General features: G+C 71.4%; 18 protein-coding genes. 5 read left to right on the plus strand and 13 right to left on the minus strand.

Going from position 1 to position 21112, the window contains the following annotated elements; translation table 11 throughout:
* Positions 1-18: 18 nt before the first annotated feature.
* Together ACQHII_RS09480 and ACQHII_RS09485 are read right to left on the minus strand one after the other, a co-directional pair.
* Positions 19-1638 carry an ABC-F family ATP-binding cassette domain-containing protein gene (locus ACQHII_RS09480; RefSeq protein ID WP_427918860.1) on the minus strand — a complete coding sequence of 540 codons (1620 nt, stop codon included), beginning with the start codon at positions 1636-1638 and terminating at the stop codon, positions 19-21.
* Between the two features lie 65 nt (positions 1639-1703).
* Positions 1704-2375, minus strand: coding sequence for a histidine phosphatase family protein (locus tag ACQHII_RS09485; RefSeq protein WP_427918861.1), 672 nt, complete (start codon positions 2373-2375; stop codon positions 1704-1706).
* Positions 2376-2685: 310 nt separating this feature from the next.
* Here ACQHII_RS09485 and ACQHII_RS09490 point away from each other — a divergent pair, with 310 nt between their 5' ends.
* Together ACQHII_RS09490 and ACQHII_RS09495 are read left to right on the plus strand one after the other, a co-directional pair.
* Entirely contained in the window at positions 2686-3507 is an 822-nt protein-coding gene (locus ACQHII_RS09490; protein ID WP_427918862.1) for a class I SAM-dependent methyltransferase, read from the plus strand.
* 81 nt (positions 3508-3588) lie between these two features.
* Entirely contained in the window at positions 3589-3936 is a 348-nt protein-coding gene (locus ACQHII_RS09495) for a VOC family protein (RefSeq protein WP_019071338.1), read from the plus strand.
* A 42-nt stretch (positions 3937-3978) separates the two neighbouring features.
* Here ACQHII_RS09495 and ACQHII_RS09500 read toward each other — a convergent pair whose 3' ends face one another.
* The gene (locus ACQHII_RS09500; RefSeq protein ID WP_427918863.1) at positions 3979-5940 is read right to left on the minus strand and encodes a DUF5107 domain-containing protein; all 1962 of its coding nucleotides are present in this window, start codon (positions 5938-5940) and stop codon (positions 3979-3981) included.
* A 146-nt stretch (positions 5941-6086) separates the two neighbouring features.
* Between ACQHII_RS09500 and ACQHII_RS09505 the strand changes: the two genes are divergently transcribed.
* On the plus strand, positions 6087-6434 hold the full coding sequence (locus ACQHII_RS09505; RefSeq protein ID WP_427918864.1) for a DUF6204 family protein: 348 nt from the start codon (positions 6087-6089) through the stop codon (positions 6432-6434).
* Here the strand turns inward: ACQHII_RS09505 and ACQHII_RS09510 are convergent.
* From ACQHII_RS09510 to ACQHII_RS09540, 7 genes are all read right to left on the minus strand, one after another.
* Complete coding sequence (locus ACQHII_RS09510) at positions 6406-6957, minus strand: GNAT family N-acetyltransferase (RefSeq protein WP_427918865.1); 552 nt, start codon at positions 6955-6957, stop codon at positions 6406-6408. The two genes, ACQHII_RS09505 and ACQHII_RS09510, sit on opposite strands and share 29 nt — an antisense overlap.
* A 13-nt stretch (positions 6958-6970) precedes the next feature.
* On the minus strand, positions 6971-7219 hold the full coding sequence (locus tag ACQHII_RS09515) for a DUF1049 domain-containing protein (RefSeq protein WP_427918866.1): 249 nt from the start codon (positions 7217-7219) through the stop codon (positions 6971-6973).
* 43 nt (positions 7220-7262) lie between these two features.
* Positions 7263-9044, minus strand: a complete 1782-nt coding sequence (locus ACQHII_RS09520; RefSeq protein WP_427918867.1) for a CocE/NonD family hydrolase — start codon at positions 9042-9044, stop codon at positions 7263-7265.
* Between the two features lie 79 nt (positions 9045-9123).
* Entirely contained in the window at positions 9124-10056 is a 933-nt protein-coding gene (locus ACQHII_RS09525) for a S66 peptidase family protein (RefSeq protein WP_427918868.1), read from the minus strand.
* Positions 10053-12005 (minus strand): prolyl oligopeptidase family serine peptidase, encoded by a 1953-nt coding sequence (locus ACQHII_RS09530; protein ID WP_427918869.1) that lies wholly within the window; start codon positions 12003-12005, stop codon positions 10053-10055. Before ACQHII_RS09530 ends, ACQHII_RS09525 begins: the two co-directional genes overlap by 4 nt.
* Positions 12006-12020: 15 nt before the next feature.
* Positions 12021-13340: a M20/M25/M40 family metallo-hydrolase gene (locus tag ACQHII_RS09535; RefSeq protein WP_427918870.1), complete on the minus strand. Its 1320-nt coding sequence runs from the start codon at positions 13338-13340 to the stop codon at positions 12021-12023.
* Complete coding sequence (locus tag ACQHII_RS09540; RefSeq protein WP_093630121.1) at positions 13333-14166, minus strand: M55 family metallopeptidase; 834 nt, start codon at positions 14164-14166, stop codon at positions 13333-13335. The genes ACQHII_RS09535 and ACQHII_RS09540 overlap by 8 nt, the downstream gene beginning before the upstream one ends.
* A gap of 200 nt (positions 14167-14366) precedes the next feature.
* Here ACQHII_RS09540 and ACQHII_RS09545 point away from each other — a divergent pair, with 200 nt between their 5' ends.
* Complete coding sequence (locus ACQHII_RS09545) at positions 14367-14768, plus strand: hypothetical protein (protein ID WP_427918871.1); 402 nt, start codon at positions 14367-14369, stop codon at positions 14766-14768.
* Between the two features lie 49 nt (positions 14769-14817).
* Here ACQHII_RS09545 and ACQHII_RS09550 read toward each other — a convergent pair whose 3' ends face one another.
* From ACQHII_RS09550 to ACQHII_RS09560, 3 genes are all read right to left on the minus strand, one after another.
* On the minus strand, positions 14818-17583 hold the full coding sequence (locus ACQHII_RS09550) for a helix-turn-helix transcriptional regulator (protein WP_427918872.1): 2766 nt from the start codon (positions 17581-17583) through the stop codon (positions 14818-14820).
* A gap of 195 nt (positions 17584-17778) precedes the next feature.
* A complete protein-coding gene (locus tag ACQHII_RS09555) occupies positions 17779-18558 on the minus strand; it encodes an SDR family NAD(P)-dependent oxidoreductase (RefSeq protein ID WP_427918873.1) in 780 nt (259 codons plus the stop codon).
* Positions 18559-18561: 3 nt separating this feature from the next.
* Positions 18562-20097, minus strand: coding sequence for an acyl-CoA synthetase (locus tag ACQHII_RS09560; protein ID WP_427918874.1), 1536 nt, complete (start codon positions 20095-20097; stop codon positions 18562-18564).
* A gap of 231 nt (positions 20098-20328) precedes the next feature.
* Here ACQHII_RS09560 and ACQHII_RS09565 point away from each other — a divergent pair, with 231 nt between their 5' ends.
* Positions 20329-21084 (plus strand): enoyl-CoA hydratase/isomerase family protein, encoded by a 756-nt coding sequence (locus ACQHII_RS09565; RefSeq protein WP_427925267.1) that lies wholly within the window; start codon positions 20329-20331, stop codon positions 21082-21084.
* Positions 21085-21112 lie beyond the last annotated feature (28 nt).

Raw genomic sequence — 21112 nt, forward strand, 5'->3', positions numbered from 1 at the left:
TGCACGGAGCTATCGCGGCTATCGCGCGCGCTCCACCCGCCGCTCGTCCCACACGGGCTCGGTGCTCTCTCGGACCCGGCCGTCGCTGCCGAAGACCAGGTAGCGGTCGAAGGAGCGGGCGAACCAGCGGTCGTGCGTGACGGAGAGCACGGTCCCGTCGAACGCCTCAAGGCCTTCCTGGAGGGCTTCCGCGGACTCCAGGTCGAGGTTGTCGGTGGGCTCGTCGAGGAGCAGGGCGGTGACGCCCTGGAGTTCCAGGAGCAGGATCTGGAAGCGGGCCTGCTGGCCGCCGGAGAGCCGGTCGAAGCTCTGCTCGGCCTGGCCGGTCAGCTCGTAGCGGCGCAGCCGGGACATGGCGGGTCCCTGGGCCTGCGCGTGCTCCTTCCACAGGATGTCGAGGAGGGTGCGGCCCTGGAGTTCGGGGTGCGCGTGGGTCTGCGCGAAGTGGCCCGCCACGACGCGTGCGCCGAGCTTCCACTCCCCCGTGTGCTTCACGTCGTCGCCGGCGAGGAGGCGCAGGAAGTGCGACTTGCCCGAGCCGTTCGAGCCGAGGACGGCGACGCGTTCGCCGTAGAAGACCTCCAGGTCGAAGGGTTTCATCAGGCCGGTGAGTTCAAGTCCCTTGCAGGTGAAGGCCCTTACTCCGGTGCGGCCGCCCTTGATGCGCATGGTGATGTCCTGTTCGCGGGGCGGCTCGGGCGGCGGGCCGGCCTCCTCGAACTTGCGCAGGCGGGTCTGGGCGGCCTGGTAGCGGGAGGCCAACTCGTGGGAGATGGAGGCGGCCTGACGGAGGTTCAGGACGAGTTTCTTCAGCTGGGCGTGCTTCTCGTCCCAGCGGCGGCGCAACTCCTCGAAGCGGGCGAAGCGTTCACGCCGGGCCTCGTGGTAGGTCGCGAAACCGCCGCCGTGCACCCAGGCGTCGGCGCCGGTCGGCGAGGGCTCCACGGAGACGATCTTCTCGGCGGCGCGGGCGAGGAGTTCGCGGTCGTGGGAGACGAACAGGACAGTCTTGCGGGTCTCCTTGAGCCGCTCCTCCAGCCACCGCTTGCCGGGCACGTCGAGGTAGTTGTCGGGCTCGTCGAGCAGCAGCACCTCGTCGCTCCCGCGCAGCAGCGCCTCCAGGACGAGCCGCTTCTGCTCACCGCCGGAGAGCGTACCGACCTGCCGGAACTGCGCCTTGTCGTACGGCACTCCGAGCGCGGCCGTGGTGCACATGTCCCAGAGGGTCTCGAACTCGTAGCCGTGCACCTCGGCCCAGTCGGACAGGGCCTGGGCGTAGGCGAGTTGGGCCGCTTCGTCGTCGACGGTCATGATCGCGTGCTCGGCCTTGTCGACCTCGGCGGCGACCGCGCGGATGCGGGGCGGGGCGACCGACACCAGCAGATCCCGTACGGTGCTCTCGTCGCGTACGGAGCCCACGAACTGGCGCATCACGCCCAGGCCGCCACTCACGGTGACCGTGCCGCCGTGCGGTTTCAGCTCGCCGGAGATCAGGCGCAGGAGGGTCGTCTTGCCGGCGCCATTGGGCCCGACCAGGGCGACCACGGCGCCTTCGCCGACCCGGAAGGACACATCGCCGAGGAGCGGCCTCCCGTCGGGGAGGTAGTACTCGAGGTGTGCGGCTTCCAGATGTCCCATGACCACGCATTCTGTGGGGCGGCCTCACGGCCGGGCAAACCCTTATTGTGCCCGCCGGGGCCTCGCTACGGCTTCTGGTCCTCGTCGAGCGGCTGCCCGGTCGGGCCCGCGTCCGTGCCCGGTCCGGGGGCATCCACCGCCGCGCCCTGCCAGGACAGCACCTTCCAGCCGTCGGCCGGTGAGCCGTCCAGGACGACGATGCCGGTGTTGTCGAGGGGGCGGGCGGCGGCGAAGGTCACGTCGACGTTGTCGGCGCGGGCGGCCGTCCACATCCGGATCGCGGCGCCGTGGCTGATCATGGCGACGGTACGGGCGCCGCTGTCGGCGGCCTCCGCGATCACGCCGTCGTAGCGGGCGAGGGCCTCCACGCCGTTCTCGCCGCCGGGCATCCGCAACTCCGTGTCACCGGATGCCCACGCGAACACGATCCGCATGTACTCGTGGCCGGGTTCCCGGTCGCCGGGCAGCATCTCCAGGTCACCGGCGGTCAGCTCGCGGATGCCGTCCCGGACGCGGACGTCGAGGCCGCGGGCGGCGGCGAGCGGGGCCGCGGTGTGCTGGGTGCGGATCAGGGTGGAGGCGTAGAGGGCCTCGATGTCCTCGTCGGCCACGGCCTCGGGGAGGGCGGCGGCCTGGCGGCGGCCGAGGTCGGTCAGCTCGGCGCCCGGGATCGCCGTATCGAGGAGGAAGTCCACGTTGGCCGTGGTCTGGCCGTGGCGGATGAGGAGCAGACGCATGCGGGGATTCCTCCGATGGAACGGTCCGCCGACGGTGCAATCGGTTCGCCGGCGGTCCGCCGGGCAGCGAACGGCCGCTTCAGGGTACCCGGCACCGCACGAGCCCCGACGTCGGCCTCACGGTCCCCCGTCCCGGCCGCCAGGCCCTGCGCGAGTGGCCGCTCTCCTCGCAGGAGTGACGGTGCACCGCCCGCCGACGGATTTCCTGATCACCCGTCAGTCCACATTGTAAAACGCAGGTCTCATCATTCGACATGCGCGCGTACCGTTCTGCTTACGCCGAAGAAGACGCGAAGGGGTAGGTAGAGCCATGCCGAAACAGCAGGAGACCGCCGTCTACACGCACGGGCACCACGAGTCCGTACTGCGCTCGCACACCCAGCGAACCGCCGCCAACTCCGCGTCCTATCTGCTCGGTTCGCTGAAGCCCCACATGAAGATCCTGGACATCGGCTGCGGGCCCGGCACCATCACCGCCGACCTGGCGGCCCTGGTCCCGGACGGCTCCGTGACCGGTGTCGACCGCGAGCCGGGCATCCTGGACCAGGCCCGGGCCACCGCCGAAGGACGCGGCCTGACGAACCTCGACTTCGCGGTCGCCGACGTCCACTCCCTGGACTACCCGGACAACACCTTCTGCGTGGTCCACGCCCATCAGGTCCTCCAGCACGTGGGCGATCCGGTGCAGGCGCTGCGGGAGATGGTGCGGGTGACCAAGCCGGGCGGGTTCATCGCCGCCCGCGACGGGGACTACGCGGTGATGACCTGGCACCCGGAGGTGCCGGGGCTGGACGACTGGCTGGAGCTGTACCGGCGGGTGGCCCGCGCCAACGGCGGCGAGCCGGATGCCGGACGCCGTCTCAAATCGTGGGCGATGCAGGCGGGGCTGAGCGACATCACGGCCACCTCCGGCACCTGGACGTTCCACACTCCGGACGAGCGGGCCTGGTGGAGCGGTCTGTGGGCGGACCGCACGGTCGCGTCCTCGTACGCGGCGGTCGCGACCGGGGGCGGCCACGCGACCGCCGAACAGCTGCGTGCCATCGCGGACGCCTGGCGGGAGTGGGGGAAGCGGGACGACGGCTGGTTCGCCGTGCTGCACGGCGAGATCCTGTGCCGCAAGGCCGTCTGAGGACGACGCCGGCGACGCCGCCGGGCCGGGATCGTCCGAAAGGATCACCTCGGCCCGGCCGTCCCAACTAGGCTCGTCCGTATGGACATTCTGGGAGCCACGCTGCGGATCTGCGTCGACGACCTGGAGACCGCCGTCCCCTTCTACGAACGCCTCACGGGCGCCTCGGCGCTCCGTTTCGAGCGCGGCGGGGTGTCGGTGGCCGCGGTCGGTTTCTTCCTGCTGATGAGCGGGCCCGAGGCGGAGTTGGAGGTGTTGCGCAAGGTCTCGGCGACCATCGCCGTCAAGGACGTCGACGAGGCGCACACACTCCTCACCGAACTCGGCGCCCGGGTCGTCGCGGGCCCGCTGGCGACACCGGTGGGCCGCAATCTGATCGCGGTGCATCCCGATGGAACGGTCTACGAGTACGTGGACCGGCGCGGCTGACGGCCAGCCGCCGGCCCACGTCTCACCTCATCTCACCGCGCCTCAGGGCGTTTCCGGCCGCATCCGGAAGTCGTAGCGCGCGGGCAGCGGTTCGTCGGTGAGGCGGGCCCAGAGCCGGCCGATCGACTCGGCGCCCTCGCACAGGTCGGCGACCTCGAAGCCGTCGGCGAAGACCGCCCACGCGTCGTCGCGCCGCCCTTCCGCGAGCAGCAACTCGGCCTGGAGCAGCAGGAATCGGCCGCGTTCGCGGGTGGCGGGGTGCAGCATCTCCCAGACGGCGCGGGCGTCCGCCACCCGCCGCACCCGCAGCAGCGCCTCGACGGCCTCACGGCCGAGCGCGGCCGTGGCCGCGGTCCAGCCCTCGCCGGCGTCGCGCCGCTCGTGGCACAGGTCGGTGAAGGCCTCGGTGTAGCGGTCCGCGGCCCGCTCGTGGTTGCCCGACTCCTGGTCCGCGACGGCGAGACAGCGCAGCAACGGCCAGAGGGACGGGGCAAGTTCGAGGGCCCGCTCCCAGCTGCGCACCGCCTGCGCCCGGTCGCCGGCATGCCATTGCGCGACGCCGAGGTGGTACTCGGCGAGCGGGGTGGCGGGCGCCGTCTCCAGCATGTCCCGCCAGTGCGGGGCGACGAGCGTCTCGCCGGGCGGCCGCACCCGGCGCGGCTCGGGCAGGGCACCGCTGCGCAGCAGCGCCGCCCAGGGCGCCTGGGCCTCGCCGAGCGTGGACTCGTCGAAGGGGGTGCCGGGCAACTTCCAGTCGGTGCGCAGGACTTCGAGGGCGCCCCAGCCGGAGCCGGTGGCGAGGAGCTCGCCGGGTTCGGTGTCGGCGTACGGCTTCCAGGCGGCGTAGGCGGCGTCCAGATCCGCTCGGGGCAGGGCGGTTTCGAGCCGGGCCTCGGCACCGTCCACCACGGCGGGCCACTCCCCCTCCGCCTCGGCGTCGAGCGGGCCGTAGGCCTCCAGCCAGGACACCTCGCTCTCCGGGTCGAGCCGTACGTGCTCCAACTGGGTGCGCGCCAGGCCCGCTTGGATCTCGCAGTAGCCGCCCGTGCCCGGTTCGGTGAGCCACTCCTGCCAGCGGCGGCCACCGCTGCCGGCGCCCCACACGAAGAGTTTGCGGCCCCGGAGTGCGTCGGTGGACGTGTGCACCAGCCCGTGACCGTCCGCGTCGAGCGCGGCGATCCAGCGGCGCCGCGCGTCCGGAATCTCGTAGAAGTAGTCGGCTGCGTAAGGGCTGTTCAGGGGATGGGACCGGTCCACTCCGTCGTACGACGGCACGGGCACCCGGCGCAGCCGTCGGTCGTAGCCGAAGTGCCAGGCCTCCGACGCCGGTGCGAGGACCCGGCGTTGCTCCGGTACCGCGATGTTGGACCACCAGTAGGTGGGCGCGGGCCGCTCGTGCGGGTTGCGGATGCGGACGCCGACGTGGAGGAAGTCGGAGCCGTCCGGGAGCCAGAGGTCGACCTGGAACGGGAGGTCGCGCAGCCGTTCCCACTCCCACAGGCGGAGCATCTCGCCGCCGTCGGGGGCGGGGACGCGGGCGGCGTGCACGGGTGCGCAGGAGAGGGTGGTGTGGCCGGTGGCGCCGATGTTCCACTCGATGCCGCCGGAGAACCAGGCGCCGTTGAGGGCGAAGTTGGCGGGCTGCAACACCGGGTTGCGGTACAGGAGTTCACGGTCGGCGGGCTTGTGGACGAGGGAGGCGATCCGGCCGCCGAGGGCGGGGAGCACGGTGGCGCGCAGCCGGTCGTTCTCGATCACGAGGGCGTCCAGTTCGCGGGGCGCGCGGTCTCTGTCGTAGCCGTCGCGGACGCGGGTGGGGAGCAGGCTGCGGAGGGGTTCGTAGCCGATCTGGCGGGCCATGTCCCGGGGCAGGTCCTCGCGGTCGCGGTCGTCTATGCGGTGTGTCTCGTCGAGCGGACGCAGTGGGGGCAGCGGGTTGTCCGGACCCAACTCCGCGGTGGGCAGGGTCAGTACCTCACGTCGGATCGTCGTCACGATCACCATGGAACCCGGCAACCGGTGCGGTGGCCAGGGGCGCCGCCGGTCAGGATTCCGCAAAGGCGAGGGCGCCGGAAAATTCCGCGTGAGGTTCGTCCGGGTCGACGTAGAGTCGGGCGATCGACGGCACGGACCGAGGAGTGGAACGGCGGATGAGCGAGCAGCACACGTACCGGGTGATCGTCCGGGGCACCTGGGACGCGCTGACGGACGAGGCGCGGCAGCGGCTGCTGGGCGAGGCCCCGGAGCACGGGATGCTGAGCATGCGGTTCACCGAGGAGGGCTCGCTCAGTTACGAACCGTCGCCGCTCAAGCACTTCTCGTGGCGGTATGTGGTGGTGTCGGACTCGGCGGACGGCGAGGAGATGGCGGCGGCGCTCGCGGAGGACCGCGCCGAGACCGCTCTGCGGGGCCTCGGCTACGGCTTCCGGGATCTGAAGTCGACGGTCACGGACCTGGACACCATGAAGGTCAACCGGAAGTCCGCATCTCGACGGTGATCGCCCAGCGCTCGTGGTCGCGCCACGCCCCGTCGATGTAGATCATCTTCGGCGAGAGGCCTTCGAGCCGGAATCCGCAGCTGCGGGCGAGACCGATCGACCCGGCGTTGCCGGGCTGCGCGTTGATCTCCAGCCGGTGCAGCCGCATCGGCCCGAAGGCGTGGTCCACCACGAGGTTCATCCCCTCGCGCATCAGCCCGCGCCCGGCCGCGTGCGCGAAGGCGCCGTATCCCAGCGCACCGCACTGGAAGCCGCCCTGCACGATGTTGTTGATGTTGATGAACCCGGCGATGCCCCCGCCGTCGAGCTCGCACACGAGGAAACCCGCCTTGGTCGGATCCTGGATCAGCCGTCCCGCGTAGGCGGTGTACGCGTCGCCGCTCGCCGGCGGGAACAGCCACGGCTGGTGCAGATCCTTGCTCTCCCGGGCCCGCGCGGTGAACTCGGCACCGTCCTCGTAGCTGAAGTGACGTATCCCCACGCGGGGGCCCTGGGCGAGATAGCGGGAAGCAGAATGCGGCATCCCGCCACCCTAGTCAGGGTCGGCGGCGCCGTCGCATGAAATAGGCCCCGCACAGGGCGCCGATGACCGCCGTGGCCAGCAGTGCCATCCAGAGCGGCATGGTGACCTCGGGGATCAGCAGGCGGATCTTCGTGTCGTGGGTGTTCTCGAAGATGAAGATCAGGGCCAGGACGGCGAGCAGCAGAACGGTGGTCCGGGCGGGCGTCAGCAGCCGTTCGCGCTGGCCGGTGCCAGTGCCGCTCTCGGTGGTCTTCGGGCTCATGTCTCCAGGGTGAGCCCGAATCGGCCATCACGCACGGTGAGACTCAGTCCGCGACGACGGGCAGCTCCAGCACCCCGGTGTCCCGCGGCGAGCTGACCACCGTGACCGGTTTGATCCCCCGGTTCCCGGTGTACGCGTCGTCGCTCGCCGCGATCACGAACCGCAGCCGGTGTCCCTTGTCGAACCGGTGCACGATCCCCGGCAGGGTGACCGTGAAGCTCTTCGTGACGTCCGGGATCCGGACCGGGGCGACCAGCCGGTGGACGAGGGTCGCGGTGCCGTCGGGCGCGAGATCGTAGAGCTTGGCGAAGAGGACGAGCTTGTCGGCGGCGTCGCCGGAGTCCTGCACGCGCCGCGCGGCCGACGAGACGACCTTGAGGGTCGCCCTCGGGGCGCCCACGACGTCCGTCGTGCCGTTCAGGGGTGGACCGGTCCAACCGAGGTAGGTACCACGGGTGTCGTACGGTGCCGGGTCCGGCAGGCCGGTCATGCCGCTCAGCGAGTTCTCCGAATGGCTCGTGGGGACAGGCCAGTTGGTGTACTCGCGGCTGCCGCGCGCCACCTTCGCCCGGTCGTCCACCAGCTTGCCGTCGCCGGAAAGATACAACTTCTCGTCCAGAGGCGGGAGTTGGTCCGCCCTGGCGTAGGTGGTGGCCGGGTCCGTGATCCAGTCGCGGTAGTAGGCGAAGGCCGGTCCGGTGTCCGCGGTCGTCCGCCCGCGCAGATAGCGGTCGAACCAGGCCGCGATCCGCCGCCCGACATAGCTCGACTCCAAGTCGCCCCGGCTCAGGTCGAGTTCACCGGCGGTCGCGCCACCGCTGTGCCCCCACGACTGCCAGATCATCTTCGCCGTGGTCCCCTGGGCCTTCAGCGTCTTGTACGTCGCGGTCGCCTCGTTGAGGTTGAACAGGCTGTCGGCCTGCCCCTGGACGAGGAGCGTCGGCGCCTCGACCCGGTTGAGATACGACACCGGCGAGACGCTGTGCGCGTATCCGAGCACGTCCGCCGTCGCCTTCGCGGGATAGCTCCCGGAGTTCAGCCCGCGGATCAGGGCACAGGCCTCGCTGACGAAGTGCACACAGGCGAGGGAGTTGATCCGGGTCGGGTCGAGGCCTGGTACGGTCAGCGGCTGGGTCTCGCCCATGAGGTAGAAGCCGTTGGTCCACTGCCGCTTGAAGACTCCGGGCACGCTCCCGCCGACCGCGTTGTTGGGGTCGAGGGAGTAGGCGAGGTCGTGCCAGGTGACCATGGGGACGAGGGCGTCCACCCGGTGGTCCACTGCGGCCGTCGCCAACTGGACGGCGCCGCCGTACGACCCGCCGATCATCCCGACCCGGGGGTCACCCTTCGCGTCGAGTGTCACGAAGTCCGCCCGGGTCCCGTCGTCCGCGGCGCGTGTGCCCGCGAGGAAGTCGACCAGTCCCGACGCGGCCGCCGCGTCGATGTCCGGGTCGTCGAGCGAGATGAGACAGCCCGACTTCCCGAAGCCCAGCCCGGAGTAGACGAGCCCGACGTAGCCGCGCCGCGCGAAGGTCCTGCCGATGGCGTCCGTGGAACCGTCGGACTTGCTGCCGCCGAAGCCGTTGGTAGCCAGTACGGCGGGCGCGGGATGGGAACGGTCCACGTCCGCCGGTCGGTACAGGTCGGCGTCGACAGCACAGTCCCGTCCGCCCGCGCGGACGGTGAACTCCAGTGCGGTGACGGTGTATTGGTCCGTGGCGGCGGCACGGCCGGCGAGGGCGAGCGGGCCGGAGAGGGCGAACGGGGCGGTGAGGGTGAGCGCGAGGGCAAGCGCGGCGCCAATTCCGGGCACACGACGGGACAAAGGGGACCTCCACAGTGAGGACAACCCGGCGGAGAACGAAGGGAGTTCGCAGGAAGCGGTACGACAGGCGGGTGAGCGGCTACCGCAGCGCGGGCTCGTCCAGCGTCAACGTGCCCGCGTCCGCGTCCAGTTCGGCCGCCACCCCGAGCGGTATCGTGAGCGCCCCTTCGCAGTGCCCGAACCCGAACTCCTCGACGACGGGCACACCGAGCCCGCCCAGCCGGTCGACGAAGACCGGGCGCAGTCTCTCGTAGGGTCCGCAGCCGGACCAGGAGCCGAGCGCGATGCCCGCGACGCCGTCCAGCCAGCCGCTGCGCAGGAGTTGGGTGAGCATCCGGTCGACGCGGTACGCCTGTTCGCCGACGTCCTCGATGACCAGCAGCCCGCCGCGCGCGCCGGCCGGTGCGTGCGGGGTTCCGAGGTCGCCGGCGAGCAGCGCCAGGCAACCGCCGAGCGTGACGCCCCGGGCCCGCCCGGGCACCAGCGCACCGCCGCCGTCCGGGAGGGCCCGGATGCTCTGCACTGACTCCGGGTCGAACAGGGTCGCCCTCAAGTGCTCCTGGGTACTGGTGTTCTTGACGAAGTCGGCGCCGGCCGCGGCGGGCCCGTACAGGGTGACCAGGCCGAGCCGGGTGGCGAAGGCCTGGTGCAGGACGGTGGGGTCGCTGAAGCCGACGAACACCTTCGGTCCGGCGGCGCGCATCGCGTCCCAGTCGAGGAGGTCGACGATGCGCTGCACGCCGTAGCCGCCGCGGGCGCACAGGACAGCGTCCACGGACGGATCGCACCAGGCGTTCTGCAGATCGGCCGCACGGTCCGTGTCCCTACCGGCCAGATAGCCCAACTCGCCGTGCCGGTCGAGGACATGGGGTGACACGACGGGGTCGAGGTCCCAGCCGCGCAGGATGTCCAGGCCCGCCTCCAGCCGTTCCTCGGACACCGGCCCGCTGGGCGCCACGACGGCCACGCGGGCGCCGGGGGCGAGTCGGTACGGCCTGACGAGTGCGGTCACTTGCTGAGCTCCAGGGTGGGGATGCCGGGCGGGTCGATGCCGAAGACCTGTGCGTACAGGGAGAGTTCGGCCTCCAGGGCGCGGACCATGGTGTCGGCGCGGCGGAATCCGTGGCCCTCGCCTTCGAACGCGAGGTAGGCGTGCGGCACTTGGCGTCCGCGCATCCGTTCCAGGAGGCGTTCGCACTGGACGGGCGGGCAGATCACGTCGGCCAGACCCTGCATCAGCAGGAAGGGCGCGGTGATGCGGTCGGCGTGCTCGACGGGTGAGCGTTCCGTGTATCGGGCGGGAACGTCGGCGAGGGGTCCGACCAGGGTCTCCAGGTACCGGGACTCGAAGTCGTGGGTCTCCCCCGAGGCCCAATTGGCCAGGTCGAGGACCGGATAGATGATGGTGCCGCAGGCGTAGACGTCGGTCGTCACCAGGGACGCGGCGCTGGTCCAGCCGCCCGCGCTGCCGCCCCGGACGGCGAGCCGGGCGCGGTCGGCGGTGCCCTCGTCGGCGAGGGCGAGGGCCACGGCGGCGCAGTCCTCCACGTCCACGACGCCCCACTGTTCGCGCAGCCGGTTGCGGTACTCCCGGCCGTGCCCGGTGGAGCCGCCGTAGTTGACCTCGGCGACGCCGATGCCCCGGGAGGTGAAGTAGGCGATCTCCAGGTCGAGGACGAGCGCCGACCTGCTGGTGGGTCCGCCGTGCGCCCAGATGACGTACGGCGGCAGTTCGTTGCCTGGAGCGGTCCAACCCGGACTGTGGGGCGGGTAGATGTGGGCATGGATCTCGCGTCCGGCGGGGCCGGTGAAGGTGCGGATCTGCGGTTCGGGGTAGTGCGCGGGGTCCACCGGGTCGTCGTGGGCGGCGCCGATGACTCGTGCTCTGCCGGTGCGGGTGTCGAGTTCGACGACCTCGTGGGCGCTGCGCGGGCTGGCCCCGACGCCGACGATCCGGTCGCCGTGCACCGCGAGCGTGGACGTGAACTCGGTCCAGGGTCCGGCCGCGTCGACGACCTCGCCGGTGTCCGGGTCCAGCACGCCGAGCAGGGCGGCGCCCCGGCCGTGCACGACGGCGATCAGGCCGCTCTCCAGCGGTGCGAACCAGCGCTGGCCGAGCTTCCACAGCGGCCCGCCGAACTCCTCCTCGCGCGGGCACACCGGCTCGTGGTCGCGGTAGAGGTTCCACCAGCCGGTACGGTCGCTGGCGTACAGCAGCGAGCCGTCGAACCCCCAGTCGACCTGCGCGACCGACTCCTCGGGCCCGCCGGCCACGACCCGTGGCTCGCCGAACGTGCCGTCGTCCGCCACCTCGGCCAGCAGCAGCTCCGTGCCGTCCCACGGCATCCGGGGATGGTCCCAGGCGAGCCACGCGGCCTTCCGCCCGTCGGGCGAGACACGCGGCCCGGACACGAACCGGTGCCGGTCGTCGGTGAGTTCGCGTACGGCATGCCGGTCCTCGGCGGCGGACCGGTCCAACGGTACGGCGGCCAGGACGCGCCGTACATCACCGGGCCCCTCGCCGGTGAACTCCTCAAGCACGCACCACACTTCACCCAGGTCCGGGCGTACCCGCGGTTCCGCCCAGCGGAGTCCGCCGCCCACGGAAGAGACCGGTGTCAGAGGCTCCGGTTCGCTCCCCGGCTGGTAGCGGTAGAGCCGCTGGTCGGTGAAGTTGACGAACACCACGAGGGGTCGGCCGTTTTGGACCGTTCCATCCCAGGGCCGTCCGCCGTACTCGATGACCCTGCTGCGGACGTTCCAAGGCGCGGGCAGCACCGACTCCTGGGAGCCGTCCGCGCGCAGACGCACCAGGGTGCGGCGGCCGCCCTCGGTGGGCCGTGGTTCGGTCCACCAGGCCTCGTCGCCGACGAATCCGACGAACTCGGGATGTCCGTCGTGGGCGGCGGCGAGCGCCGCGTCGATGGGCGAGGGCCACGAGCCGTACGCCAACGTCCGCATGTTGTCCCCCACTTGCTAGGCCGACCTCAGGAAGCGGTCCAGTACACGGACGCCGAAGTGGAGTGCCTCGACGGGGACCCGTTCGTCGACTCCGTGGAACAGCGCCTGGTAGTCGAAGCCCTCGGGGAGCTTCAGTGGTGCGAAGCCGTAGCCGGTGATGCCGAGGCGGGAGAACTGCTTGGCGTCGGTGCCGCCGGACATGCAGTACGGCACCACATGTCCCTCGGGCGCGAACTCCTCGACGGCGGCCCGCATCCGGGCGTACGTCGGGGAGTCGACCGGTGCTTGGAGGGCGACCTCGCGGTGGTGGAACTCCCACTCGACGTCGGGCCCGGTGAGACGGTCCAAGGTGGTGCGGAACTCGTCCTCGCCGCCCGGCAGACAGCGTCCGTCGACGTAGGCCACGGCCTCGCCCGGGATCACGTTGACCTTGTAACCGGCGTTCAGCATGGTCGGGTTGGCGCTGTTGCGGACGACGGGCTCGACGAGTCTCGCCGCCGGGCCGAGCTTGGCGAGGAGGCCGTCGATTCCGTCGGCGGCGTCCAGGTCGGGGTCGATGCCGTACAGGGCGGCGAGTTCGGTGAGGGCAGCACGGACGGTCGGGGTGAGCCGCAGCGGCCAATCGTGTTCGCCGATGCGGGTGATCGCGGCGGCGAGACGGGTCACCGCGTTCTCGTGGTTGACCTTGGAGCCGTGGCCGGCCCGGCCGTGCGCGGTCAACTTGAGCCAGGCGGTGCCGCGTTCGCCGGCCGCGATGGGGTAGATCTCCCGGCCGCCGCCGTCGTGGAAGGTGAACGCCCCTGATTCGCTGATGCCTTCGGTGCAGCCCTCGAAGAGCCCGGGGTGCCGGTCGGCGAGGAATCCGGAGCCGTCCTCGGCGCTGGCCTCCTCGTCGGCGGTGAACGCGACGACGAGATCGCGGCGCGGCCGTACGCCCGCTCTGGCCCAGGACCGCACGACGGCGAGGATCATCGCGTCCATGTTCTTCATGTCCACCGCGCCGCGCCCCCACACGACGCCGTCGCGGATCTCGCCGGAGAAGGGGTGCACGGTCCAGTCCTCGGCCTGTGCCGGTACGACGTCCAGGTGACCGTGGACGAGCAGCGCGTCCGCCGAGGGGTCGGTGCCCTCAATGCGGGCGACGACGTTGGTGCGGCCCTTGGAACGTTCCAGAAGGGTCGGTTCGAGCCCGGCACCGGCCAGTTGCCCGGCCGCGTACTCGGCCGCGGGTCTCTCCTGGCAGTCGCCGCCGCCCCGGTTGGTCGTGTCGATGCGGATGAGGTCCGAGGTGAAGGCGACGACCTCGTCCAGGGCCCGCGCGTCGATGTCAGCCATACTGCTCCTCCACCGCGGCCGAGACGATCGTGGTGACCGCCTTGAAGGTCCGGATCCCCTCGTACATGGTGTCGCCGGTGTAGGCGACCTTCCGCTCCCCGACCCGCTCGACACCGGGCACGACGGTGGCGGCCATCGCGAGATGCTCGGCGTCGAATTCGAGGGCGACGGTGAACGGCCCTCCCCGCACCGGTTCCTGACGGACCGCCAGCTTCGCCGCCTCCTTCGCGGCCGCGCGGATGTCGGCGGCCGTCCTCGCCGGTGTCCGGCACACGGCCGCGTACCGCGACACATGGTCCTTGACGGCGACCTTCAGCGCCCCGGGCGCGTACCCGAGGGCGTCCTCGCAGGCCACGTCGTCACCCGTGACCAGGATCACCGGTACCCCGTACTCGGCGACGACATGCGCGTTGAGCAGTCCCTCGCTCGCGCGGACGTCGTTCAGCCACACACCGGTGATCGAGTTGGCGAGGTAGGTGTGGGCGAGAACGCCCTCCATGCCGGCGCCCGCGTGGTAGCCGACGAACGCGATGCCGTCGACGTCGCCGTGCTGCACGCCCTCCACCATGGACAGCGACTTGTGCCGCCCGGTCAGCATCTGCGTCCGCTCGTCCAGCCGCTCCAGCAGCAGATTGCGCATCGTCCAGTGCGCCTCGTTGACGAGCACCTCGTCGGCGCCGCCGTCGTAGAAGCCGAGGACGGCGGCGTTCACGTCCGAGGTGAACAGCGAACGGCACCGCTCCCACTGCGGTGTCCCCGGCAACACGTCGGCGGGCCAGGTGACGCCGGTGGCACCCTCCATGTCGGCGCTGATCAGGATCTTCATGCTGCGTCACGTTACGCGCCGAGGATGCGGCCGACCAGGAAGCGCCGCACCCCCTGGTGTCCCGGCGCCAGGGTTATCCCCGACCTCGCCTCTGGGGCGCGGCACCCTGGACCGTTCCTAGAGTCCGCGTGCAGGTGACGGTCGAAGCCGCTCCATCCGCGAGCGGCTCGCCGTCTTCGGGGAACGCGAGGGAGACGACCATGGGACCAAACGACGTCGAGCTGGTACGGGTGTTCACCCGACGGCCGAAGAGCACGATCGCGGACGTGACGTTCGAGGCCACCGGGGAGATCGAGATCGTGCTGGAGGCCGAGTGCGGGTCGACGCTCCTGGGGGAAGGCGCCAAGTACCAGGCGGAGATCATCGTGCGTGACATCACCGCGAACAACAACATTCCGTTCAAGACGGCGGGCCCCACGAAGGGCTCCTTCATGGACGCCAACTGGCCGCACGAGGACCAGAGGTTCGTGTACCACGTGGAGCCGTCCGCGCTGAAGGGGCGCGGTGGGCACCTGTGCCAGGTGTACGCCTACCTCCTCGTCGGTGTGCGGAACTTCGACGCCGACTTCAAGGTCAGCGAACTGTTCCTGATCGAGCCGTAGGTACGAGGGCATCGCTGTGGGCCGGCCCGGGATCACCCCGGGCCGGCTCTCAGGTGGAGGGGGCCAGGACGGCGACGAGGCCCACGCGCGAAGTGAGGCCGAGCTTCGCGTAGATGTGGCCGAGGTGGTACTCGATGGTCTTGATGCTGAGGGCCAGCTCACGGGCGATCTGCCGGTTGCTCAGGCCCTGGGCGGCGAGGCTGCCCACGGTGAGTTCCTGTGGGGTGAGCACCGAGTGCGAGGCGGTGCGCGGGCGGGCCGAGACGCGTCCGCAGGCGGCGAGTTCCGTACGGCACTGCTCCAGGAACGGCACGGCGTCCAGCCGGGTGAACGCGGCCCAGGCGACGTCGAGTTCGACGGCGGCGGCACCGCGTTTGGAGCCGCGGCGCAGGAACGCGCCGTAGGCGAGGTGCAGCAGTGCCCGCTCCCAGCAGGTGGTGTCCTCGCCGCAGTGGCGCAGTCCGGCCCGGAAAGCGCGCTCGGCCGCGTCGGTGTCGCCGCGGGCCCCTTCGACCATGCCGCGGCAGCGGGCAGCGGCGGCCATGTCGGGCCAGCGGCCACGGGCCTCGGCCAGCGTCTCGTACGGCACGAGCACCGCCTCGGCCTCGCGGGTGCGGCCGGTGCGGACCAGGCTCTCGACCAGGAGATGGCGCCAGGGGAAGACCCCGGGCTCGTCGATGGCGTCGCGGTAGGCGAGTTCCGGGCCCAGCAGCGGGCTCAGCGCCTCGACCACGCCCGCGTGGTCGCTCTCGGCGGCCCGCAGCAGGGCCAGTGCGCTCATCGCGTACGCCAGGTCGTTGGCGTCGGCGAGCCGGTTGGCGTACTCGATGGCGCACCGGACGTGCTCCCGTGCGGCGGGGAAGTCGCCGCGGCCGGCGAGCGGATACGCGGCGACCGCGTGGGCCAGGGCCAGCATCGACTTGTGGTCGGTGTCCTCGGCCAGGGACACGGCCTGGGTGCTGTGCGCGATCGCCTCGTCCCAGCGTCCGGCGCGGTACTCGGCGTCGGCGAGATAGCCCAGCGAGGGCGCGACCACCGACGGCAGGCCGCCCCCGCGATGCGCGGCGCACGACTCGCTCAGATTGCGGCAGGCGGCGTCGTACTCGCCGTTCCACATGCGCAGCGCGCCGCGGGCGAACAGTCCGTCGAGTTCCTTGGTGCCCGAGTAGGGACCGTGTTCGGGCAGGTCCGCGACGGCTTCGAGCCCTTCGCCGAACCGCCCGGTCAGCGCCAGGCCGAGGGCGAGTTCGTCGCGCAGGAGCGAGGCCCGCTCGCCGGGTCCGGTGTCGAGTCCCCGGCGGGCCCAGCCGACCGCGCCGTGTCCGTCACTCTGGATGAGGCACAGCCAGGCCATCTGTTCGGCGACGCAGCGCACGGTCTCCGGTTCGGTGTCGGCGCTCCGGCTGCGCCAGGCGGCGGTCAGTTCCCGGCGGGCCTCGTCCTGGTGGCCGGACTCCAGGGCGAGGCGTCCGAGCACATACTGCTGCTGCGCGGTCCGCGGCAACCTCCGTACGGTGTCGGTGAGTTCGACGGCCTGGCCGACGTCTCCCGCGAGCAGCAGGTACTCCACCGCCTGGACGGTGCGTTCCTCGGCGCGGGTGCGGTCGGCGGTGAGCCGGGCGCCCGACATGAGGAAGGTGGCCGCCGCCGACCAGGCGCCCTCGTCGGCCTGCCGGGCGGCGTACGCGGCGAGTTCGTCGGCGAGGCCGGTGTCGGGCTGGACGGCGGCGCGGGCCCGGTGGCGGAGCGCCTCGGCGGGCTCGTCCGCGAGCCGGGCCGCCGCCTCGTGCAGATGCGAGCGCCTGCGCGGCCCCAACCCCTGGTAGACGGCGGCCCGTTGGAGCGGGTGGGCGAAGGTGGCCCGGGGCAGGTCGACGGCCGGTTCCTCGGCCAGCAGTCCCGCGGCCACCGCCTCCTCCAGGGCGTCCAGCGGGGTGGCCACCTCCCCGACCCGCGCGGCCTTGTGGAGCGGGCTGGACATGCCGAGCACGCTGGCCGCGGCCACCAGCCGCCGGGCGGGAGCGGTGCACGCGGCGAGTCCGTCGTTGACGAGACGCGCGTAACTGCGCGGGGCCGGCAGTGCCGCGTCGCCGGCCGCGAGGACGTCATGGGGAACCTGGTCGAGGAGGGCGCGGGTGTGCAGCGGGTTGCCGTGAGTGTGCTCCTGAAGCCGGGTGGCAGCCCGCCGCGAGAGCGGGGCGGTGCCCAACGCGCGGCCGAATTCGGCCAGTTCGTCGACGCCGAGCCCGTCCAGGGTCAGCCGGAGTGTGCCGTCCTCGGCCAGGACGCGGCGCAGTCCGGCGGGCAGGCGCGGGTCGACGGTGTCGCGGGCCGCCAGCAGGGTCAGCACCCGGTCCACGCGCAGCCTGCGCAGGACGAAGGTGAGCGCGTGCAGCGAGGGCGTGTCGGCCCAGTTCATGTCGTCGATCACCAGGACGACCGGGGACCGGTCCTGGGCCCGGCCGAGGGCGTCGATCAGCGCGGAGCCGACGCCGATCGGATCCGGCAGCGCGGAGCCGGCCCGCCCGCAGCCGTTCAAGTCCCGCAGTGGAGCGTCCGGTTCGTCGGCGAGACCCGCAACCAGCTGGGCCAGCACGCCGTACGGCAGGTCCGCCTCGCCCTCCGAGCCGCTGGCCCGCAGCACCCGGTACGCCGCCCCCAGATCCTTCAGGAACCGGCGCACCAGCGAGGTCTTGCCGATCCCCGCGGGTCCGTCCACGACGACGACCTGGGGTTCGCTGTGCCCGGCGCGGCGCAACCGGTCGGCCATCCGCGCGAGTTCGTCCTCACGGCCCAGGAACACCGTTTCCGGCATGCGGATCCCTCCCCCTTGAGCACCGCGCCAACGGAAGAGTTCAGGCCGCGAAGTCGCGACGTCACCAACGATTCGGACCGCGTCCCCCGGCTTCACGATGCCGGGACACCCCGGCTTCTTCAAGCGACTTCACGGACAGGACGACTCACGGACGACCGCCTCCGCGCCCGGTGTCATCAGCGTGGCGGACCTCAACTACCGCGCGGTCCACCCGCCGTCCACCGTGAGCGTCGTCCCGGTGACGAACCGCGACGCGTCCGAGGCGAGGAAGACGGCGGCGCCGCCGAGCTCCTCCACATCTCCCACGCGGCCCAACGGCGTGCTGTCGACGATGCGTTCGCCCCAGCGGCTGGCCAGCAGGCCGGAGCTCAGGTCGGTGTGGAAGTAGCCGGGCGCGAGGGCGTTGACCCGTACCCCGCGGTCGGCCCACTCGACGGCGAGGGCCTTGGTCAGGGCCTCGACCCCGCCCTTGCTGGCAGCGTAGGCGGCGATCCGCTCGAAGCCGGTACGGGCGTGTACCGAGGAGACGTTGACGATCGAGCCCGAGCGCTGCTCCAGCATCACCTTGCCGGCCTCGCGGCAGCAGTAGAAGGTGCCCTGGAGATTGACGTCGATCACCTGCTGCCAGTCTTCGTCGGTGACCCGCTCGCTGCGGGTGAAGTGGGGGCTCGTACCGGCGCAGTTGACGACCGCGTCGAGGCGCCCGGTGTCGTCGGTGATGCGCTCGACGATGGCCCGCACGGCACCGGAGTCGGCGACCGAGCCGGGCAGCACCAGCACCTTGCCGCCGTGCGCGGCGAGTTCGGCCTCCAGGCTCTCGAGGTCCGCCGCGGTGCGGGCGGTTGCGGCCACGGTGGCACCGGCCTGGGACACGGCGACGGCGATCGCCCGCCCGAGCCCCTTCCCCGCACCCGTCACCCACACCGTCCGCCCGTCGAGCCGGAGTTGGGCATTCACGTCTTTCAGGTCGCTCATCGCTCAGCCCTCCGCGGGGATGTCGCGCAGGGTCCGCTTGAGGACCTTGCCGGACGGGGTGCGGGGCAGCTCGTCGACGATGTCGAAGCGGGCCGGCACCTTGAACTTGGCGAGCCGGGCCCGGCAGAACTCCCGCAGCTCCTCCGCGCCGGCGTCCTCGCCGGGCCTGAACACCACGAAGGCGCGCGGCACTTCGCCCCACCGGGGATGGTTGAGCCCGACCACGGCGGCCTCCAGCACCGCCGGGTGCTCGTACAGCACGCGCTCCACCTCGGGCGTGGCGATGTTCTCGCCGCCCGAGACGATCATGTCCTTCTTGCGGTCGTCGATGTAGAGGAAGCCGTCCTCGTCGACGTGCCCGATGTCGCCGGTGTGGAACCAGCCGTCCTTCAGGGCCGCCGCCGTGGCCTTCTCGTCCCGCCAGTACCCGGCGAAGACCTTCGGCCCGCGCAGCGTGATCTCGCCGAGCTCACCGGCCGGAACCTCGACGCCCGTGTCGTCGACGATCCGCACCCGCGTCTGCGGCACGGGCCGCCCGACCGAGCCCAGCTTGGACAGCGCGTGCTGACGGTCGAGGAAGGTGTCGCCGGAGACGGTCTCGGTCAGACCGTAGGCGTCGGCGAACCAGGCGTTGGGGAAGGCGGTCATGATCCGCCGCAGCACGGGCTCGGGGGTCTTCTCGCCACCGCCGAGGATGAAGCGCACGGAGCTGGTGTCGTACTCCTCACGGTCGGGGACCTCGAGCACCGCGTTGACCATGGCGGGCGCCAGCCACACATTGGTGACCCGGTGCTTCTCGATCGCGTCCAGCACGCCCTGCGGATCGAACTTCCGCTGGAGTACGACGCTCCCGCCCGCGTGCAGCACCCCGAGGGCCGGCATGTCGAGTCCACCCACGTGGTAGAGCGGCCCGCACACCAGCGTGGTGTCCGCCGCCGTAAGACCGAAGTGGACGATGTGCGCGAGGTTCTTCGCCTCGAGGTTGCCGTAGGTGATCCGGACACCCTTGGGCCGTGACGTCGTCCCCGAGGTGTACATGAGCCGCTGAAGATCGTCGAGTCCGACGTCCACGGGCTCCACCCGCTCCCCCTTGTGCCGGGCCAGCAACTCCTCGTAACCGGTCCACGGCTCCTCGGGCGGCTCACCTCCGCCGATCAGCACCCGGTGCTCAAGATCGGTCAGACACCCGGCGCTGCGCTCCACCGCCCGGACGAACTCCGGCTCGGTGACGATCACCTTGGCCTGGGCGTGCCCGAGGATGTACTGCCACTCCTCTTCGGAGAGGCGGTAGTTGAGCGGCAGGAAGACCGCGCCGAGCCGGTTGACGGCGTACACCAGCTCCAGGAACTCCGGCTGGTTGTAGAGCAGCAGACCTACGACATCGCCGCGCCCGACGCCCAGCTCGGCCAGGCCGGCCGCCAACTGGTTCACGCGCTCGTGCAGTTGACGGACGGTCAGAGAACGCTCGTCCTGGACGACGGCGACGGCCTCGGGCCGCTGCGCCAGGTGGTAATCGAGGATGCTCGCGAAATTGTGCACGGCTCACTCTCGCTCTGTGGTGTTCGGCGCTGAACACGGCTCGACCACGGCTCATGGGGCAAACCGGATCCCGACCGGTCGGTTGCCCACTCACATAATTTAGTGTACCCCTTGGTCTATAAAACCTATGAGCCGCACTTTACGACGGCACGTGCGCATCGACAACCATCCGGGCGCACGTGCCGCCGCTTCCGCCGCAAACGCCGACGAGGAGGGTTCTACGTGCCACGTATCCGGCTCGACACCCACGGTCCGGTCGTCACGCTCCGCCTCGACAACCCGCCGATGAACGCCTTCGACTCCCTCCAGCGGGAGGAGCTGTCCGCCCGCGTGCGCGAGCTGGCCGACTCCCCCGCGGTACGGGCCGTGGTCCTCTACGGCGGCGAACGCCTCTTCGCCGCGGGCGCCGACATCAAGGCCCTGGCCGCGATGGGCCCGGAGGAGATACGCGGCTGGAACCGCGCGTTGCAACGCACCTTCGACGAGGTGGCCCACCTCCCGATGCCGGTGATCGCGGCGGTCACCGGCTACGCCCTCGGCGGCGGCATGGAACTGGCCCTGGCCGCCGACTACCGCGTGGCGGCGGAGGACGCGGTCTTCGCCCAGCCGGAGGTCCAGCTCGGCATCATGCCGGGTTCGGGCGGCACGCAACGCCTGTCCCGCCTGATCGGCCCGTCCCGCGCGAAGAACCTCCTGATGACCGGCCGCAGGGTGAAGGCGGAGGAGGCGCTACGGCTGGGGTTGGTGGACGAGGTCGTCCCGGCAGGCTCCGTTCTGGAGGCCGCCCTGACCTACGCCCGCCAACTCTCCGAGGGGCCACCGGCAGCCCTGGAGGCGATCAAGGAGGCGGTGGACCACGGCACGGACGCGGGCATGGCGGCAGGGCTCGCGCTCGAACGGTCCCTGTTCACAGGGGTGTTCGGCACGGAAGACGCGAGCACCGGTCTCCGCTCATTTCTGAACCGCGGTAAGAACAGCGCCCCTTAGGGGCGCGGGACTGTATCAATTTGCGGCT

Source organism: Streptomyces sp. cg40 (assembly GCF_050320165.1).
Taxonomy (GTDB): Bacteria; Actinomycetota; Actinomycetes; order Streptomycetales; family Streptomycetaceae; genus Streptomyces; species Streptomyces hokutonensis.

Excerpts from the sequence above, each read along its gene's own strand:
- ACQHII_RS09530 (WP_427918869.1), bottom strand. The coding sequence starts at position 12,005 with ATGCGGACGTTGGCGTACGGCTCGTGGCCCTCGCCCATCGACGCGGCG.
- ACQHII_RS09505 (WP_427918864.1), top strand. The coding sequence starts at position 6,087 with ATGAGCGAGCAGCACACGTACCGGGTGATCGTCCGGGGCACCTGGGAC.
- ACQHII_RS09510 (WP_427918865.1), bottom strand. The coding sequence starts at position 6,957 with ATGCCGCATTCTGCTTCCCGCTATCTCGCCCAGGGCCCCCGCGTGGGG.
- ACQHII_RS09515 (WP_427918866.1), bottom strand. The coding sequence starts at position 7,219 with ATGAGCCCGAAGACCACCGAGAGCGGCACTGGCACCGGCCAGCGCGAA.
- ACQHII_RS09545 (WP_427918871.1), top strand. The coding sequence starts at position 14,367 with ATGGGACCAAACGACGTCGAGCTGGTACGGGTGTTCACCCGACGGCCG.
- ACQHII_RS09485 (WP_427918861.1), bottom strand. The coding sequence starts at position 2,375 with ATGCGTCTGCTCCTCATCCGCCACGGCCAGACCACGGCCAACGTGGAC.
- ACQHII_RS09535 (WP_427918870.1), bottom strand. The coding sequence starts at position 13,340 with ATGGCTGACATCGACGCGCGGGCCCTGGACGAGGTCGTCGCCTTCACC.
- ACQHII_RS09540 (WP_093630121.1), bottom strand. The coding sequence starts at position 14,166 with ATGAAGATCCTGATCAGCGCCGACATGGAGGGTGCCACCGGCGTCACC.
- ACQHII_RS09555 (WP_427918873.1), bottom strand. The coding sequence starts at position 18,558 with ATGAGCGACCTGAAAGACGTGAATGCCCAACTCCGGCTCGACGGGCGG.
- ACQHII_RS09490 (WP_427918862.1), top strand. The coding sequence starts at position 2,686 with ATGCCGAAACAGCAGGAGACCGCCGTCTACACGCACGGGCACCACGAG.
- ACQHII_RS09550 (WP_427918872.1), bottom strand. The coding sequence starts at position 17,583 with ATGCCGGAAACGGTGTTCCTGGGCCGTGAGGACGAACTCGCGCGGATG.
- ACQHII_RS09495 (WP_019071338.1), top strand. The coding sequence starts at position 3,589 with ATGGACATTCTGGGAGCCACGCTGCGGATCTGCGTCGACGACCTGGAG.
- ACQHII_RS09500 (WP_427918863.1), bottom strand. The coding sequence starts at position 5,940 with ATGGTGATCGTGACGACGATCCGACGTGAGGTACTGACCCTGCCCACC.
- ACQHII_RS09480 (WP_427918860.1), bottom strand. The coding sequence starts at position 1,638 with ATGGGACATCTGGAAGCCGCACACCTCGAGTACTACCTCCCCGACGGG.